14 protein-coding genes are annotated in these 15,749 nt (G+C 71.8%); 11 read left to right on the top strand and 3 right to left on the bottom strand.

Annotated features, from left to right (window positions below; translation table 11 throughout):
* Positions 1 to 203: 203 nt before the first annotated feature.
* Positions 204 to 1,736, top strand: coding sequence for a M4 family metallopeptidase (locus ACY34I_RS13780; RefSeq protein WP_462755357.1), 1,533 nt, complete (start codon positions 204 to 206; stop codon positions 1,734 to 1,736).
* A 189-nt stretch (positions 1,737 to 1,925) separates the two neighbouring features.
* Here ACY34I_RS13780 and ACY34I_RS13775 read toward each other — a convergent pair whose 3' ends face one another.
* Positions 1,926 to 2,711 carry a pyrimidine reductase family protein gene (locus ACY34I_RS13775; protein ID WP_462755355.1) on the bottom strand — a complete coding sequence of 262 codons (786 nt, stop codon included), beginning with the start codon at positions 2,709 to 2,711 and terminating at the stop codon, positions 1,926 to 1,928.
* A gap of 150 nt (positions 2,712 to 2,861) precedes the next feature.
* Between ACY34I_RS13775 and ACY34I_RS13770 the strand changes: the two genes are divergently transcribed.
* From ACY34I_RS13770 to ACY34I_RS13735, 8 genes are all read left to right on the top strand, one after another.
* Positions 2,862 to 3,407: a plasmid pRiA4b ORF-3 family protein gene (locus ACY34I_RS13770; RefSeq protein ID WP_462755353.1), complete on the top strand. Its 546-nt coding sequence runs from the start codon at positions 2,862 to 2,864 to the stop codon at positions 3,405 to 3,407.
* Between the two features lie 323 nt (positions 3,408 to 3,730).
* On the top strand, positions 3,731 to 5,041 hold the full coding sequence (locus ACY34I_RS13765) for an extracellular solute-binding protein (RefSeq protein WP_462755351.1): 1,311 nt from the start codon (positions 3,731 to 3,733) through the stop codon (positions 5,039 to 5,041).
* A 124-nt stretch (positions 5,042 to 5,165) separates the two neighbouring features.
* Positions 5,166 to 6,149: a carbohydrate ABC transporter permease gene (locus ACY34I_RS13760; RefSeq protein ID WP_462755349.1), complete on the top strand. Its 984-nt coding sequence runs from the start codon at positions 5,166 to 5,168 to the stop codon at positions 6,147 to 6,149.
* 26 nt (positions 6,150 to 6,175) lie between these two features.
* Positions 6,176 to 7,048, top strand: coding sequence for a carbohydrate ABC transporter permease (locus ACY34I_RS13755; RefSeq protein ID WP_462755471.1), 873 nt, complete (start codon positions 6,176 to 6,178; stop codon positions 7,046 to 7,048).
* The gene (locus ACY34I_RS13750) at positions 7,045 to 8,478 is read left to right on the top strand and encodes a GH1 family beta-glucosidase (protein ID WP_462755347.1); all 1,434 of its coding nucleotides are present in this window, start codon (positions 7,045 to 7,047) and stop codon (positions 8,476 to 8,478) included. The genes ACY34I_RS13755 and ACY34I_RS13750 overlap by 4 nt, the downstream gene beginning before the upstream one ends.
* Before the next feature lie 92 nt (positions 8,479 to 8,570).
* The gene (locus tag ACY34I_RS13745; protein WP_462755345.1) at positions 8,571 to 8,717 is read left to right on the top strand and encodes a hypothetical protein; all 147 of its coding nucleotides are present in this window, start codon (positions 8,571 to 8,573) and stop codon (positions 8,715 to 8,717) included.
* Complete coding sequence (locus ACY34I_RS13740) at positions 8,714 to 10,132, top strand: RNA-guided endonuclease TnpB family protein (RefSeq protein ID WP_462755343.1); 1,419 nt, start codon at positions 8,714 to 8,716, stop codon at positions 10,130 to 10,132. The genes ACY34I_RS13745 and ACY34I_RS13740 overlap by 4 nt, the downstream gene beginning before the upstream one ends.
* A gap of 13 nt (positions 10,133 to 10,145) precedes the next feature.
* The gene (locus tag ACY34I_RS13735) at positions 10,146 to 11,189 is read left to right on the top strand and encodes a LacI family DNA-binding transcriptional regulator (protein ID WP_462755341.1); all 1,044 of its coding nucleotides are present in this window, start codon (positions 10,146 to 10,148) and stop codon (positions 11,187 to 11,189) included.
* A 133-nt stretch (positions 11,190 to 11,322) separates the two neighbouring features.
* On the opposite strand, the gene ACY34I_RS13730 is transcribed toward ACY34I_RS13735, so the two are convergent.
* The gene (locus ACY34I_RS13730) at positions 11,323 to 12,534 is read right to left on the bottom strand and encodes an acyl-CoA dehydrogenase family protein (RefSeq protein WP_462755339.1); all 1,212 of its coding nucleotides are present in this window, start codon (positions 12,532 to 12,534) and stop codon (positions 11,323 to 11,325) included.
* Positions 12,534 to 13,604: a phosphotransferase family protein gene (locus ACY34I_RS13725; RefSeq protein WP_462755337.1), complete on the bottom strand. Its 1,071-nt coding sequence runs from the start codon at positions 13,602 to 13,604 to the stop codon at positions 12,534 to 12,536. The genes ACY34I_RS13730 and ACY34I_RS13725 overlap by 1 nt, the downstream gene beginning before the upstream one ends.
* A gap of 148 nt (positions 13,605 to 13,752) precedes the next feature.
* Here ACY34I_RS13725 and ACY34I_RS13720 point away from each other — a divergent pair, with 148 nt between their 5' ends.
* Complete coding sequence (locus ACY34I_RS13720; protein WP_462755335.1) at positions 13,753 to 14,454, top strand: ACT domain-containing protein; 702 nt, start codon at positions 13,753 to 13,755, stop codon at positions 14,452 to 14,454.
* A gap of 79 nt (positions 14,455 to 14,533) precedes the next feature.
* Positions 14,534 to 15,613 (top strand): GNAT family N-acetyltransferase, encoded by a 1,080-nt coding sequence (locus ACY34I_RS13715; RefSeq protein WP_462755333.1) that lies wholly within the window; start codon positions 14,534 to 14,536, stop codon positions 15,611 to 15,613.
* Positions 15,614 to 15,749: the final 136 nt, after the last annotated feature.

Below are 15,749 nucleotides of genomic sequence, written 5' to 3'. Positions count from 1 at the left end.
AAAATCTTGGCCGCAAGTCGTGACAGACGAGGGCCCCAGGGCGCAAGAATGTGCAACAACGCATCGAGGATCTTTCCTCCGTCGATACCTCGTGCGGTCGTCACGTCCGGTCACCACCGGGCGTGCGGATCCGTCGTCCACCGGCGGGTCGCCCGTCGGTCGGTACCCCCCCGGCCGACAGTCCTAGTGAAGGTAGGGACTACATGCGTCGTACCACTCTCCTCGGCGGCCTGGCCACGGCCGCGCTGCTGGCGGCCGGCCTGCCCGCCACCGCCTCGGCCGCCCCCGTCTCCACCGACGCGTTCACCCGCGCGGTGGCCCAGCTCCGGGCCCACTCGGGCAGCGCCCTCGTCACCGATGGTCAGACGTTCACGCTGCGTAACGTCCAGACCGACGCCGACGGCAGCGAGCACGTCCGGCTCAACCGCTACCAGGACGGCCTGCCGGTCCTCGGCGGCGACACCGTCGTCCACCTGGGCAAGGGCAACACCTGGCGGGGCGCCAGCCAGAGCCTCGCCGCCGCCCCGACCCGGGGCGCGAAGGCCCGGGTCGGTGCCGCGGCGGCCGGCCGCACCGCACTCGCCGCCTCCTCCGCCGCCGCCCGCCGCGTCGACGGCAGCCAGCTGGTGTACGACGCCGACTCCGCGGGCACCGCCCTCGCCTACGAGGTTGTGGTGGGCGGCGCGTACGCCGACGGCACGCCGAGCGAACTGCACGTGCTGGTCGACGCCACCACCGGCCGGGTCCGCGACTCGTGGGAGGGCGTGCAGCGCGACGGCACCGGCAACACCTTCCACTCGGGCACGGTGACGGTCGGCAGCACCCTCTCCGGCGGCACCTACCAGCTCGCCGACGCCACCCGTGGCGGCCACCGGACGTACGACCTGAACGGCGGCACCAGCGGCACCGGCACCCTGGTCACCAGCGCCTCGAACGTCTTCGGCGACGGCACCCTGGCCAACCGGCAGACCGCCGCGGCCGACGCCGCGTACGGGGCCCAGATGACCTGGGACTACTACAAGACCACGTTCGGCCGCAACGGCATCCGCAACGACGGCGTCGGCGCGTACAGCCGGGTGCACTACAGCACCAACTACGCCAACGCGTTCTGGAGCGACTCCTGCTTCTGCATGACCTACGGCGACGGCGGCTCCGGTTGGTACCCGCTGACCTCGCTGGACGTGGCCGGTCACGAGATGAGCCACGGCGTCACCAGCAACACCGCCGGCCTGCGCTACAGCGGTGAGTCCGGCGGGCTCAACGAGGCCACCAGCGACATCTTCGGCACCCTGGTGGAGTTCTACGCGAACAACGCCAAGGACCCGGGTGACTACCTGATCGGCGAGAAGCTGCGCACCAGCGGCGCCCCGCTGCGCTACATGGACAAGCCGTCCAAGGACGGCTCGTCCGCCGACTGCTGGAGCAGGTCCGTCGGCCGGCTGGACGTGCACTACTCGTCCGGCGTGGCGAACCATTTCTTCTACCTGCTCGCCGTGGGCAGCGGCTCGTCGTCGTACGGCAACAGCCCGACCTGCAACGGCAGCACCGTGACCGGCATCGGCAACGCCAAGGCCGGCGCGATCTGGTACCGCGCGCTCACCACGTACATGACCTCGCGGACCGACTACGCCGGTGCCCGCACCGCCACCCTGTCCGCCGCGACGGACCTGTACGGCGCCGGCAGCGTCGAGTACAACACCGTGGCCGCCGCCTGGTCGGCCGTCTCGGTCAACTGATCCGCTGAACCCGGGCCGGCGGTCTCCTGCACCGCCGGCCCCGGTCCGCCGCGTCGCCCAAGGGCGCGGGCCCACCCCTCCCGGGTGTGCCCGCGCCCTTCGTCGTGCGCGCAGGGCGTGTCGCGTCGCCGATCTGGCGGCATCCGACCGCCGCGGACCCCACCACGTCGCCGACCGGGGTCGGTCCGGTCAGGCGGCAGGGGCGGACCCGGCCGATGCCGGCTCGCCCGGGTCGCGGGCGTAGCGCAGCATCAGCACCCCGTCCTCGGCGGCCAGCACGTGGCGCAGCGGCAGCTGCCGCGGGGCGCTGCCGTCTCCGGCGGTGATCCGGCCCGGGCCGGCCCCGGCGAGCAGCGGCGCGACGGTCAGGCAGAGTTCGTCGACCAGGTCGGCCGCGGTGAGCGCGCCGAACAGGTAGGGGCCGCCCTCGCAGAGCAGCTGGCCGAGCCCGCGGCGGCGCAGCTCGGCCAGGCTGGCGCTGAGGTCGACCCGGTCCTGGCCGCACCGCACCAGGTCCGCCACGTCGGTCAGCCCGGGTGGCGGCTTGGCGGTGGTCCGGGTGAGCACCAGCGGTCGGACCGGCGCGTCGGCGAAGGCCGCCTGGGCCGGGTCGAGGTCGAGCGAGGCCGAGACCACGATCAGGGTCGGGTACTCGGTCAGGCCGTGCTCCCGCCGCCAGGCCCGGCGAGTCTCGTCCAACCGGACCGCCCGGTAGCCCTCGTGGCGCAGCGTGCCGGCGGCCACCACGAGGCCGTCGCAGAGCATCCGCAGCAGCCCGAAGACCCGCTTGTCCGGCTCGCCGGAGAGGCCGGCCGAGTAGCCGTCGAGGGATACCGCCCCGTCAGCGCTGGCCACGAAGTTCACCCGCAGGTGAGGCCGGGTCGCGCGGCGGTAGAGGGCGGCCAGTTCCGGGTCGGTCAGCGGCCCGGTCGCGGGTGCCGGCCAGACCCGCGAAATCGGCGTCCCGGCGGTCATTCGCTGGCCGGACCGGTGACCGGAGGGGTGGGTTCGGGGGTACGGTGCTGGCAGTCGCACCACTTCCGGCCTGGACAGTCGTCGTGCCGCCGCTCCCGGCACGCTCGGCAGATCATGCTGGCAGCCTATGCCGAGGAAGGATGGGACAGCATGCCGCGTCAGATCTTCCAGCTGAAGGTCTCCCTCGTCGGGGTCCGGCCGCCGGTGTGGCGGCGGGTGCAGGTCCCCGGCGGCTACACCCTGGACCGGCTGCACCGGGTGGTGCAGCACGCGATGGGCTGGCGCGACTGTCACCTGCACTCGTTCGAGATCGACGGCCGCCAGTACGGCGAACCCGACCCGGACGGCGACCTCGCGCTGCGCGACGAGTTGGACGTGCGGCTGGACGAGGTGCTGGGCAAGGGCAGCCGGTTCCGCTACACCTACGACTTCGGCGACTGGTGGGAGCACGACCTGGTGGTGGAGGACTCCTGCACCGCCGACCCGGACGAGCGCTACCCGTCCTGCCTGGAGGGGGAGCGGACCTGCCCGCCGGAGAACGTGGGCGGCCCGTCCGGGTACGCGGTCCTGCTGGCCGCGCTCGCCGACCCGGCCCACCCCGAGCACGAGGCGATGCGGGAGTGGGTCGGCGACACCTTCGACCCGGATTCCTTCGACGCCGCCCGGGCCACCACCCTGCTGCGCCGCTTCTGCTGACCGGCTGACCGCAGCCGGCCCGGGCCGGGCGTCCCGGTCCTGCGCACCTCCCCCCGCTGGCGAAGAGTCCCCTGTGCCCGGCTCGACCGGCCAGGGCGGAGCCGCTGCCGGTAACAATCTGGGAACGCTCCCATCGCGTCGTTGACACTCCTGAAACGCGTCGGCAAGCTCATGGGAGCGCTCCCGGCGGCCTGTGGCCTGAACCACATCGCTCGTCCCGGCGGCGCCCCAGAACCGGAACCCCACCACGTGTCCGGCCCGGCCAACGGGCGGGCGCCAGTCAGCAACCACCACACGAGTTACCCACCTGAGAGGGGTCAGGGATGAGCGTCATCAGGCGCCGACTCCGAACTGTCGCGGTCGCCGCGCTCGCCGCGGGCGTGGCTCTCGTCAGCACGGCGTGCAGCAAGAGCGACAACGACGGGTCGACCGGCGAGGGCGGCCAGGTCAAGCTGGTCCTGCAGACCTTCCAGAACTTCGGCTACGACCAGGCCATCAAGGACTTCGAGGCGGCCCACCCGGACATCACGGTCGAGCACCAGAAGATGGGCGAGCTGCGCGACTTCCAGCCGAAGCTGGTGCAGTGGCTCGCCGCGGGCAGCGGCGCCGGCGACGTGGTCGGCCTGGAGGAGGGCGTCCTGCTCGGGTACGTCCAGAACCACGACAAGTTCACCAACCTGCTCGACCTGGGCGCCGGTGAGCTGAAGGCCAACTTCCCCGAGTGGAAGTGGAACAACGCCCTGACGCCGGACGGCAAGAAGCTGATCGGGCTCGGTACCGACGTCGGCGGCCTGGCCATGTGCTATCGCAAGGACCTGTTCGCGCAGGCCGGCCTGCCCACCGACCGGGAAGAGGTCGCGAAGCGGATCAGCACCTGGCCGGACTACATCGCGCTGGGCCGGCAGTTCAAGGCCAGCGGCAAGGTCAAGGCGGCCTGGCTGGACAGCGCGACCAGCCTGATGCAGCCGTACGTTATGCAGAACTCGGAGACCTTCTTCTTCGACAAGGACAACAAGTTCATCGGTGACACCAACCCGCTCATCAAGCAGACCTGGGACCTGGGCCTGCAGATGGCCGCTGACGGGCTGACCGCCAAGGCGCAGCGGTGGAGCGCCGACTGGGACGCGGCTTTCAAGAACTCCGCGTTCGCCACCCTCCCCTGCCCGGCCTGGATGACCGAGGGCGTCATCGCCCAGCGCTCGGGCCCGGCGAACGCCGGCAAGTGGGACATCGCCAGGATCCCCGGCGGTGGCGGTAACTGGGGTGGCTCCTACCTCGCCATTCCGGCGCAGACCAAGCACCCGAAGGAGGCGTACCTGCTGGCCAAGTACCTGACCAGCAAGGAGGGGCACCTGGCGGCGTTCAAGGAGGCGGGGGCCATGCCGTCCGACATCGCCGGCCTCGAGGACCCGGCGTTCAAGGACAAGACGAGCGACTACTTCAGCGGCGCGCCCACGGGGCAGATCTTCGGGGAGAGCGTCAAGAACATGAAGCCGGTCTTCCTCAGCGCCAAGCACCAGCAGGTCTGGGAGACGATCTTCGAGCCGCAGATGCAGGCGGCCGAGCGCGGCCAGCTCAGTTCGGATGCCGCCTGGAAGAAGGCGGTGGACGAGGCCAGGAAGGCAACCAGCTGAGTCGTCGGTGACCTGCCGGGTCCGCGGGCGTCCAGGGCGCGCGGGCCGGTGGCGACGCCCACATCCGGCCCGGGTGTGGGCGCCGCCGCGACGTCACGACGCCCAACTCCCGGAAGGACCCGCAATGAGTTCCACCGTCGGTGCGGTGCCACCGTCGCGCGCCGCCTCGCCACCCCCGACCAGCCCGCCGCGCCAGCGCCCGTCGTACCGGCTCGGCCGTTGGGACATCAGGTACTCCCCGTACCTCTACATCGCCCCGTTCTTCGTACTCTTCGGGATCTTCGGCCTCTTCCCGGTCCTCTACACCGCCTACGTCTCGCTCTTCGACTACGAGTTGCTCAGCGGCACCAAGGAGTTCGCGGGGCTGGAGAACTACCGGGTACTGATGGCGGACGCCCAGTTCTGGAACGCGGCCTACAACACGGTCGGGATCTTCATCCTCAGCACCGTGCCGCAGCTCATCGTGGCGCTGCTCCTCGCCAACCTGCTGAACCGGCAGATGCGGGCCCGCACGCTGCTGCGGATGGGCATTCTCATCCCCAACATCACCTCGGTGGCCGCGGTCGGGATCATCTTCGCGCTGATCTTCGCGGACCGGTACGGCCTGATCAACTGGTTGCTCGGCACCGTGGGTGTCGACCCGGTCGCCTGGCGGGACAACCGCTACGCCTCCTGGTTCGCGGTCGCCTTCATGGTCGACTGGCGGTGGACCGGCTACAACGCGCTGATCTACCTCGGTGCCATGCAGGCCATCCCGAAGGACCTGTACGAGTCGGCGTCGCTGGACGGCGCCTCGGCCTGGCGGCAGTTCTGGGCGATCACCGTGCCGCTGATCCGGCCGACGATCCTCTTCACGGTCATCATCTCCACCATCGGTGGCTTCCAGATCTTCACCGAGCCCCTGATGTACGGGTTCGGCCTGGTCCGCGGTGGCGCCGATCACCAGTTCCAGACCCTCGCCATGTACATCTACGAGCGGACCTTCACCGGCAACGCCGAGTACGGATATGGCTCGGCGATGTCCTGGCTGCTCTTCATGATGATCATCATCTTCGCGCTGATCAACTTCGTGCTCGTACGCCGGTCGGTGAAGGGGGACGAGAAGTGACCACCGCGCAGACCCTGCCCCGGTCGGTGGCCCCGCTCCCGCCGGCCCCGCGACGTCGCCGGCGTACCCCCGGCGCGCGGCTCTGGCAGGCCAGCCCACTGACCTACCTCGCGCTGATCATCGGCTGCGTGTTGTCGATCTTTCCGATCATCTGGTCGTTCATCATCGCTTCCCGAGACAACAGCGCGGTCTACGAGATGCCGCCGACCCCCGGCGATCAGTTGTTCACCAACCTCGACCGGATGCTCGCCAACGAGGACGCCGCGTTCGTCTACGGTCTGGTCAACTCGGCCATCGTGTCGAGCGTGGTCACCATCTCGGTGATCTTCTTCTCCAGCCTGGCCGGCTTCGCCTTCGCGAAGCTCAGGTTCCGGGGCAGCAACGCGCTGCTGCTGGTCATCATCCTGACCATGATGGTGCCGACCCAGCTAGGCGTCATCCCGCTCTACCTGATGATGGTGGATCTCGGGTGGACGGGCACCCTGCAGGCGGTCATCGTGCCGTTCCTGGTGCAGGGCTTCGGGGTGTTCATGATGCGCCAGTACGCGATGTCCGCGATCAGCGACGAGCTGATCGAGGCGGCCCGGCTTGACGGCTGTTCCACCTGGCGGATCTACTGGAACGTGGTGCTGCCGGTGCTGCGGCCGGCGGCGGCGGTGCTCGGCCTGCTGACCTTCATGCAGACCTGGAACGAGTTCCTCTGGCCGTTCATCGTGCTCACCCCGGACACTCCGACGGTGCAGTACTCCCTGAAGATCCTCTCGTCCGGGCCGTACCAGACGGATTATGTGGCCCTGTTCGCCGGCACCGCGCTGGCGACCCTGCCGCTGTTGGTCGTGTTCCTCATCTTCGGCCGCCAGATCATCGGCGGAATCATGGAAGGCGCCGTCAAGTCGTGAGCAACCCAGCCAGCCCGCCCGCCGGCGGGCTCCTCGACCAGGGTTCGGAACTCACTTTCCCGCCCGGCTTCCGCTGGGGCGCGGCGACCGCGGCGTACCAGATCGAGGGCGCGGCGGCCGAGGGCGGCCGGACCCCGTCGATCTGGGACACCTTCAGCCACACCGAGGGCCGGACGCTGGCCGGGCACACCGGCGACGTGGCCTGCGACCACTACCACCGGATGCCCGAGGACGTGCGGCTGATGGCCGACCTGGGGCTGACGTCGTACCGTTTCTCGATCTCCTGGCCCCGGGTGCAGCCGGGCGGCGCCGGCCCGGCCAACCAGGCCGGCCTGGACTTCTACCGGCGACTGGTCGACGAGCTGCTGGCCCACGGCATCGAGCCGTGGCTCACCCTCTACCACTGGGACCTGCCCCAGCCGCTGGAGGACGCCGGCGGCTGGCCGGCCCGGGACACCGCCGGCCGGTTCGCCGACTACACGCAGCTCGTCGCCGACGCCCTCGGCGACCGGGTGCGGAACTTCACCACCCTCAACGAGCCGTGGTGTTCGGCCTTCCTCGGCTACGGCTCCGGCGTGCACGCGCCGGGCCGCTCGCACGGGGCGGACGCGGTCCGGGCCGGGCACCACCTCATGCTCGGGCACGGGCTGGCCGCCCAGGCGTTGCGGGCGGCCCGACCGGAAGCGCACCTGGGCATCACGCTCAACCTCTACCCGGTGACCCCGGCCACCGACTCGCCCGCGGACGCCGAGGCCGCCCGCCGCATCGACGCGCTGGCCAACCGGTTCTTCCTCGACCCGGTGCTGCGCGGGGCGTACCCGGCGGACCTGCCGGGCGACCTGCGTCAGGTCACCGACTTCGGGCACGTGCGCGACGGCGACCTGGCGCTCATCTCGGCCCCGCTCGACATGGTGGGCATCAACTACTACAGCCGGTACGTGGTCGCCGCGCCGGTCTCCGGGACCGGGCCGGACGCCTACTGGCGGGCGCCGTCGTGCTGGCCGGGCAGCGAGGACGTCCGGTTCGTCGCCCGGGGTGTGCCGGTGACCGACATGGGCTGGGAGATCGACGCCCCCGGCCTGGTGGAGACCCTGGAACGCGTCCACCGCGACTACACCGACCTGCCGCTGTACATCACCGAGAACGGCGCCGCGTTCGTCGACGCGGTGGTCGACGGCCGGGTGGACGACCCGGACCGGCTGGCGTACCTCGACGCGCACCTGCGCGCCGCGCACGCCGCGATCCGCGCCGGGGTGCCGCTGAAGGGATATTTCGCCTGGTCGCTGATGGACAACTTCGAGTGGGCCTGGGGCTACACCAAGCGCTTCGGGTTGGTCCACGTCGACTACGACAGCCAGGCGCGGATCCCCAAGTCCAGCGCCAGGTGGTACGCCGAGGTGATCCGACGTAACGGGCTGGCCGCACAATAGGGCGGAAGGCCAGCCAGTAACGGGCGGCCCGGCGCCGACGCCCTAGCAGGTGCCGGTCCGTCCGACGTCGGAGGTGGTTCTCGATCGTCGCCGTGAACCAGGAGGCGTTGTCCCCGCAGCAGGAGTTGGTCGAGGACCTGCTGGCGGTTGTGCACGCCTTCTCTGGCCGGCTGGACGGGCTGCGACGCTTGGAGAAAGAACTCGCAGGGGCGCACCTGGCCGTGGAGGCTGACCGATGAAGGTCACGCGGATTGCATACTCGACGGCCCTGAATAGGGGTAAGTACGCCGGGTTGGTGGAGCAGGCTCGGCGGTTGGGTCGTGTTCGTAGTCAGGTGTGGCAGCGCTACGGGTCGATTCACGGGGTGGGGTCGGGGCTGAGGGATCGGCAGGTGCGGGATCGCTGGTTGGCGGACGGCACGCACCTGCAGTTCGGTTTGTTGGCGAATGCGTGGAAGGAAACCGTCCGCGACGCGATGGCCGACATCGCGGCAAACATGGAGGCGGCCAAGGTCGAGGTCCGGCGGGCGATCTGCCGGCGCACCAAAGATCCGGGCGAGCGTAAGCGGATGTTCACCGCGTTGAAGGCCGACCAGTGGGCCAGTGATCCGTTCCTTGCTCGGCAGATGCGCAAGCATTGGAAGCGTGGCCGCAACCGTACGCACGATCAGATTGTCGTGCGCGCCGACAACTACAACACGGTTGTTGATGGGCGTGGCCGGTTGTGGCTGGCCGTTCCCGGTCTCGAGCCCCGCAAGATGGTCAAGATCCCGCTGTCGACGACTGTCGCACCAAGGGGCACGTTGCAGCTGATCCTGCGCGGCGAGCGGGTCGAGGTGCACTACCAGATCGACGCGTCGCAGATGCGGTCGTCGCAGCGGCCGTGCGGCGAGGCGACGGTCGGTGTGGACAAGGGCTACACCGAAGCCCTCACCGACTCCGACGGTGCCCCCTACGGTGAGCAGCTCGGCTTACTGTTGGCCAGCGAGTCGGATCGGTTGAAGGTACGTAACCGGCGGCGGGCGAAGCTGCGCTCAATAGCCAATGCCGCCGCGCTGCGCGGTGACCACCCGAAGGCGCACCGGATCAAGGTCAACAACCTCGGCACCGTGAAGCGGGAGCGGCAGGCCGCCCGGCACCGGGTGCGGGTGCGTACGGAGATCTTCACCGCCGTGCACGAGGTCGTCGACAAGGCAGCCACCGTGGTCGCCGAGGACCTCACAAAACGCTTTACCGGACGAAAGAAGCTCGGGAAGAACATCAATCGGCGTCTCGCGGCGTGGACCAAGGGGGTCACCGCGGAGGCGCTGAAGAGCGTGTCGGAGCGTAGAGGTTCTGCGCTCGTTCCCGTCAACGCCGCCTACACCTCACAAACCTGTCACCGCTGCGGCGACTTCGGCCGACGTAGCGGGGACCGGTTTCACTGCACCCGGTGCGGGGTGGTGTGGCAGGCCGACGTGAACGCCGCGATCAACATCCTGCAAAGAGCCGGCGACCCCGACATCGCCCTGCACACCCCACACCATGTGGTGAAGCAGATCCTGCAGGATAGGACCGATTGCCACCGGACCAGACTGCCGGTCCAGGACTCCAGCCCGGCATTAGCCGAGCGGAGAGCGAATTATCCGAACCGCTCAGCAATGAGCAACGAGTAGGAAGCAGCACACGATGACAACGCAGCGCACGCGGTCGCTCGGGCGCCCGACCCTCGACGCGGTCGCCGCCCGCGCCGGCGTGGGGCGCGGCACGGTCTCCCGCGTGGTCAACGGCTCGCCCCAGGTCAGCCCGGAGGCCCGGGCCGCCGTCCAGGCGGCCATCGCCGAGCTGGGGTACGTGCCCAACCGCGCCGCGCGGGCGCTGGTGACCCAGCGGACCGACTCGGTGGCGCTGGTGGTCTCCGAGTCGGGGGAGCGGGTCTTCACCGAGCCGTTCTTCGCCGGCATCGTCCGGGGCGTCAGCTCCGCGCTGCTGGAGACTCCGATGCAGCTCTGGCTGGCCATGGCGCAGTCGCAGCTCGAGCGGGAGCGGGTCGAGCACCACCTGACCAACCAGCACGTCGACGGGGTGCTGCTGCTCTCGCTGCATGACGACGACCCGCTGCCCAGCCTGCTCGAGGAGCGCGGCCTGCCCACGGTGCTGGGCGGCCGGCCGGCCCGGATGCTGCACCCCGACGCCCAGCCGGCGTGGTTCGTCGACGTGGACAACGTCGGCGGCGCCCGGCAGGCGGTGGAGCACCTCTTCGCCCAGGGGCGGCGGCGGGTCGCCACCATCGCCGGCCCCCAGGACATGGGCGCCGGCCTGGCCCGGCTGACCGGCTACCGGGAGGCCGTCCGGGCCGCCGGCGGCGAGGTGGACCCGGACCTGATCGCGTACGGCGACTTCAGCGAGGGCAGCGGCACCGCCTGCATGCGCCGGCTGCTCGAGGTCTGCCCGGACCTGGACGCGGTCTTCGTCGCCTCCGACCTGATGGCCTTCGGCGCCCTGCGGGCGCTCCGCGAGGCCGGCCGCCGGGTGCCCGAGGACGTGGCGGTGATCGGCTTCGACGACGCCCCGATCGCCCGGCAGGCCGAGCCGCCGCTGACCACGGTCTTCCAGCCGGTGGAGGAGATGGGCCGCCAGATGGCCCGCCTGCTGGTCTCCCGCATCCGCGGCGAGCAGGTGTCCCCCCACGTCCTCCTCGACACCAGACTCATCCACCGCGCCTCCGCCTGACCCGCCCGCTCGCGCGTACCCCGTAGACCGGCCCTCGCGTTGATCATGAGGTTAGCCGCGCGGTTTGTCCTTCTTGTCTCGGCTAACTTCATGATCAATCCGGATGCGCCCGGGACGGGGACGGGGATCGGGGTCAGGACCAGCGGCGGAGTTCGCGCTTGGCGAGGGAGGCCCGGTGCACCTCGTCGGGGCCGTCGGCCAGGCGGAGGGTGCGGGCCTGGGCCCAGAGGGCGGCCAGGGGAGTGTCCTGGCTGACGCCGGCGCCGCCGTACCCCTGGATGGCCTTGTCGATCACCCACTCGGCCATGGCCGGCGTGGCGATCTTGATGGCCTGGATCTCGGTGTGCGCGCCCTTGTTGCCGACGGTGTCCATCAGCCAGGCGGTCTTGAGCACCAGCAGCCGGGCCTGCTCGATGCGCACCCGGGACTCGGCGATCCACTCCCGCACCACACCCTGCTCGGCGAGGGGCCGGCCGAACGCCACCCGGTCCAGCGCCCGCCGGCAGAGCAGCTCCAGGGCCCGCTCGGCCATCCCGATCAGCCGCATGCAGTGATGGATGCGCCCCGGGCCGAGCCGGGCCTGGGCGATGGCGAAGCCGCCGCCCTCGGCGCCGACCAGGTTCTCCGCCGGCACCCGTACGTCGGAGAAGTCGATCTCGGCGTGGCCGCCGTGCGGGCCGTCGGTGTAGCCGAACACCGTCATGCCCCGGCGTACGGTCACGCCCGGGGTGTCCCGGGGGACCAGGATCATGCTCTGCTGGCGGTGCCGCTCGGCGCCCGGATCGGTCTTGCCCATCACGATGAAGATCTCGCAGCGCGGGTCCATCGCCCCGGACGACCACCACTTGCGGCCGTTGATCACGTAGGAGTCGCCGTCCCGGGTGATCCGGGTGGCGATGTTGGTGGCATCCGAGGAGGCCACCTCCGGCTCGGTCATGCAGAAGGCGGAGCGGATCTCCCCGTCCAGCAGGGGCTTCAGCCAGCGGTCCCGCTGCGCCGCGGAGCCGAACTCGGCGAGCAGTTCCATGTTGCCGGTGTCCGGGGCGGCGCAGTTCAGCGCCTCCGGGGCCAGGTGCGGGCTGCGCCCGGTCAGCTCGGCCAGCGGGGCGTACTGGAGGTTGGTCAGGCCGGCGCCGTACCGGGGGTCGGGGAGGAAGAGGTTCCACAGGCCCCGCGAGCGGGCCTCGGCCTTCAGCTCGTCCATGACCGGCGGGCGCGCCCACGGGTCGCCGGCGGCGGCGACCTGCTCGGCGTGCACCGGCTCGGCCGGGTACACGCACTCGGTGAGGAACGCCTCCAGCCGGTCGCGCAGCTCGACCGTACGGGCGTCGTACGCGAAGTCCATCACGTCTCCCTGATCACGTGCAGACCGTGCTCGACCAGCGGCGCCACCAGCTCGCCGATCCGGTCGAAGCCCCCGCCGAGCGTCTGCCCGAGGGTGTGCCGGTAGTGGATCCCCTCGCAGATCACCGCGAGCTTGAAGCAGCCGAGCGCCACGTGCCAGTGCAGCGGGCCGACGTCGACGTCGCTGCGCCCGGCGTACCGGTCGATCAGCTCGGCACCGGTCGGGAAGCCGGCCCGCGGGCCGAGGCCGTCGGCGACCGGGTTGCCCTCGGCGGCGTCGCTGTCGCCCAGCACGTCCCAGTAGGTCAGCAGCAGCCCCAGGTCGGCCAGGGGGTCGCCGAGGGTGGCCATCTCCCAGTCGAGCACTGCCCGGACGGCGACCGGGTCGACCGAGGCGAGGAGGTTGTCTAGCCGGTAGTCGCCGTGCACGATCCGCCCGGCGTTGGCGCCCTCCGGCACGCTGCCGGCGAGCGCGTCGCGCAGCTCGTCGATGCCGGGCAGCGGGCGGCTGCGGGACCGGTCGAGCTGGCCGGCCCAGCGGCGTACCTGCCGGGCCAGGTAGCCGTCGGGGTGGCCGAAGTCGGCCAGCCCGACCGCGGCCGGCTCGACCGCGTGCAGCGCGGCGAGGGTGTCCATCATCGCCATCGCCAGGTCGCGCCGCTGCCCGGCGGTGAGCGGGTCGGTCTGCGACCGGCTCCGGTAGACCTCGCCGTCGACCTTCTCCATCAGGTAGAACGGCGCGCCGATCACCGAGTCGTCGGGGCAGAGCAGCAGCGCGGCGGGGACCGGCACGTCGGTGGGGGCGAGCGCGGCGATCACCCGGTGCTCCCGGGCCATGTCGTGCGCGGTGGCCAGCACGTGCCCGAGCGGCGGGCGGCGCAGCACCACCTCCCGGTCGCCGGTGCGCAGCAGGTAGGTCAGGTTGGACTTGCCGCCGGCGATCAGCCGCGCCGACAGCGGCCCGGCGGCCAGGTCGGGCCGGTGCGCGGCCAGGTACGCGGCGAGCCGTTCAAGATCGAGCCCGCGGGGAGCCGAACCGGTCGGGGGTACGTCGACGGCCGGATCGGTCATCGGATCAGTTGATGGCAGCTCGGCTTTCTTGTCAAGGTCGCATTTTTCCGGCGGGACATGGCGCTGCAACCGGGGCGAAATGGTCAACCGGCAGGCTGGGACCAGCCTGCCGGCCGCCCGGCCGGCCCGCCGAGCGGAGGGATCAGACATGCTGCTGAGAGTTCGGGTGACCCTGCCGGACCGACCCGGCACGCTCGGCCAGGTGGCCCGCACACTCGGCGTCTCCGGTGCCGACATCGTGCAGGTGGTGGTGCTGGAACGGCTCGGCGGCCGGGCGGTGGACGACTTCACCGTGGTGTGGCCGGGTGCGGCGCGGGTGGAACGCCTGCTGGCCGGGTTGGCCGCGATCCCCGGCGTGCGGGTGGACGGGCTGTGGCGGGCGATCGGCGCGCCGACCACCAGCGGTCAGGACGCCGAGCTGCTCGCCCAGATCGCGGCGAACCCGGTCGACGGGGTCGCCACCCTGGTCGACGCGGTGCCCGGGCTGCTCGCCGCGGACTGGGCGGTGGCCGCGGTCGTACCGCTGGACTGGGCCGCGCGCAGCGGCGCCGGCGGGGCCACCGTCGGGCACGCGAGCTGGCGGGCGCCGACCCCGCCCCGGCTGCCGGAGGTCACCCCGCTGCGGGCCCGGGCGATGACCGGCCCGGACGGGCGGCACCACGCGGTCGCGCCGTTCGGCCGCGCCGGCCTGGTGCTGGTGGTGGCGCGGGACCACACCGAGCCGCTCGCCGCCCCGGCGTTCCACTCCACCGAGGTGGACCGGCTCGCCCAGCTGGTCCGCGCCAGCGCGGTGATCCTCGGCGACCGGCTCGACCTGGTCGGCGCGCCGCCGGTGACCAGCGTCACGTGAGCGGTTCCCGCCGCGTCACCGTCGGGCAACGGACGCGCAACAGCCGCGCGGCAGCCTGGTGGTGAGGAAAGGAGCAGACATGGCGCTGTGGCGGATCCGAGCCACCGTGGACGACCGGCCGGGCTACCTGTCGGTGCTCACGGCGAGCCTCGCGTTGCGCGGGGTCAACATCCTCACCGTGCAGGTGCACACCACCGAGGTGGGCGCGGTCGACGACTTCCTGGTCGACGCGCCCGACCAGCTGACCGAGGCCGACCTGCGGGCGGCCGTCGAGCGGGGCCGCGGCCGGGACTGCTGGGTGGCGCGCAGCGAGGCGCGCGGCCTGGCCGACCAGCCCACCCGGGTGCTCGGCCTGGCCACCCGGCTGGTCCGTGACCCGGAGGCGACCAGCGAGGCGCTGCGCACCCTGCTCGGCGCGGATGCGGTGACCTGGCGGCCGACGCCGGCCGGCCCGCTGGGCGGGGTGGGCGCGACGACGATGCTGCTGGCCGACCCGTCCGGCGGGTCGTACGAGCTGCGCCGCCGGGAGCCGAGCTTCACCCCGGCCGAGTACGCCCGGGCCCAGGCGCTGGTGGAGTTGGCCGCCACGGTCGCCCGGCGCGACGCCGACCAGGTGACCCTGGTGCTGCCCGACTCGGCCGAGGTGCTGGTCCGGCCGGCCACCGTCGACGACCTGCCCGGTGTGCTGGAGCTGCACCAAACCTGCTCGGCGCGGAGCCGGCAGCGGCGCTACCTGAGCGGTGCGGCCCTGCCGTCACCGGCCCGGTTGCGGCGGCTGCTGGAGCCGGCCCAGGGGCTCACCCTGGTCGCCACGGCCGGCTCCGACGGGGAGGCGGAGCCGGTCGTGGCGCTGGCGAACCTCCTCGGCGAGGGGGACGAGGCGGAGGTGGCGCTGCTGGTCCGCGACGACTGGCAGCGGCGTGGCCTCGGCTCAGCGCTGCTGCGCCGGCTGCTCGGGCATGCCGAGCGGGTCGGCTACGCCGCCGTGCTGCTGCACGTGCTCGCCGAGAACGCCGCGATGCTGCGCACCGTACGCCGGCTGGACCGGCCCACGGCGGTGGACCGGGACGGCACCGTGCTGACCGTGACGGTGCCGCTGGGGGCGCGCCGGGCGGGGCTGCCCCGGCCGGCCGACGCGGCCGTCCGACCGTCGCCCTGACTCGATGGTCGCCCGCCGGCGCCGGGTGCCGCAACGGCGCGGTACGCCCACGACGGCCGGCGGATGACCGGTACCGGCGCCGACCCGGCGCCACCTGGCCGACCTCCCGTGCGGGGGACGGTGACACGGCAGGGCC

Source organism: Micromonospora sp. RTBAU3-60 (assembly GCF_054963695.1).
This window is presented reverse-complemented; position numbering and strand designations above follow the sequence as displayed.

Bases quoted from the DNA above. Each gene is read 5' to 3' on its own strand.
- ACY34I_RS13740 (WP_462755343.1), top strand. From the start codon at position 8,714: ATGAAGGTCACGCGGATTGCATACTCGACGGCCCTGAATAGGGGTAAG.
- ACY34I_RS13780 (WP_462755357.1), top strand. From the start codon at position 204: ATGCGTCGTACCACTCTCCTCGGCGGCCTGGCCACGGCCGCGCTGCTG.
- ACY34I_RS13760 (WP_462755349.1), top strand. From the start codon at position 5,166: ATGAGTTCCACCGTCGGTGCGGTGCCACCGTCGCGCGCCGCCTCGCCA.
- ACY34I_RS13735 (WP_462755341.1), top strand. From the start codon at position 10,146: ATGACAACGCAGCGCACGCGGTCGCTCGGGCGCCCGACCCTCGACGCG.
- ACY34I_RS13775 (WP_462755355.1), bottom strand. From the start codon at position 2,711: ATGACCGCCGGGACGCCGATTTCGCGGGTCTGGCCGGCACCCGCGACC.
- ACY34I_RS13765 (WP_462755351.1), top strand. From the start codon at position 3,731: ATGAGCGTCATCAGGCGCCGACTCCGAACTGTCGCGGTCGCCGCGCTC.
- ACY34I_RS13770 (WP_462755353.1), top strand. From the start codon at position 2,862: ATGCCGCGTCAGATCTTCCAGCTGAAGGTCTCCCTCGTCGGGGTCCGG.
- ACY34I_RS13730 (WP_462755339.1), bottom strand. From the start codon at position 12,534: ATGGACTTCGCGTACGACGCCCGTACGGTCGAGCTGCGCGACCGGCTG.
- ACY34I_RS13715 (WP_462755333.1), top strand. From the start codon at position 14,534: ATGGCGCTGTGGCGGATCCGAGCCACCGTGGACGACCGGCCGGGCTAC.
- ACY34I_RS13725 (WP_462755337.1), bottom strand. From the start codon at position 13,604: ATGACCGATCCGGCCGTCGACGTACCCCCGACCGGTTCGGCTCCCCGC.
- ACY34I_RS13720 (WP_462755335.1), top strand. From the start codon at position 13,753: ATGCTGCTGAGAGTTCGGGTGACCCTGCCGGACCGACCCGGCACGCTC.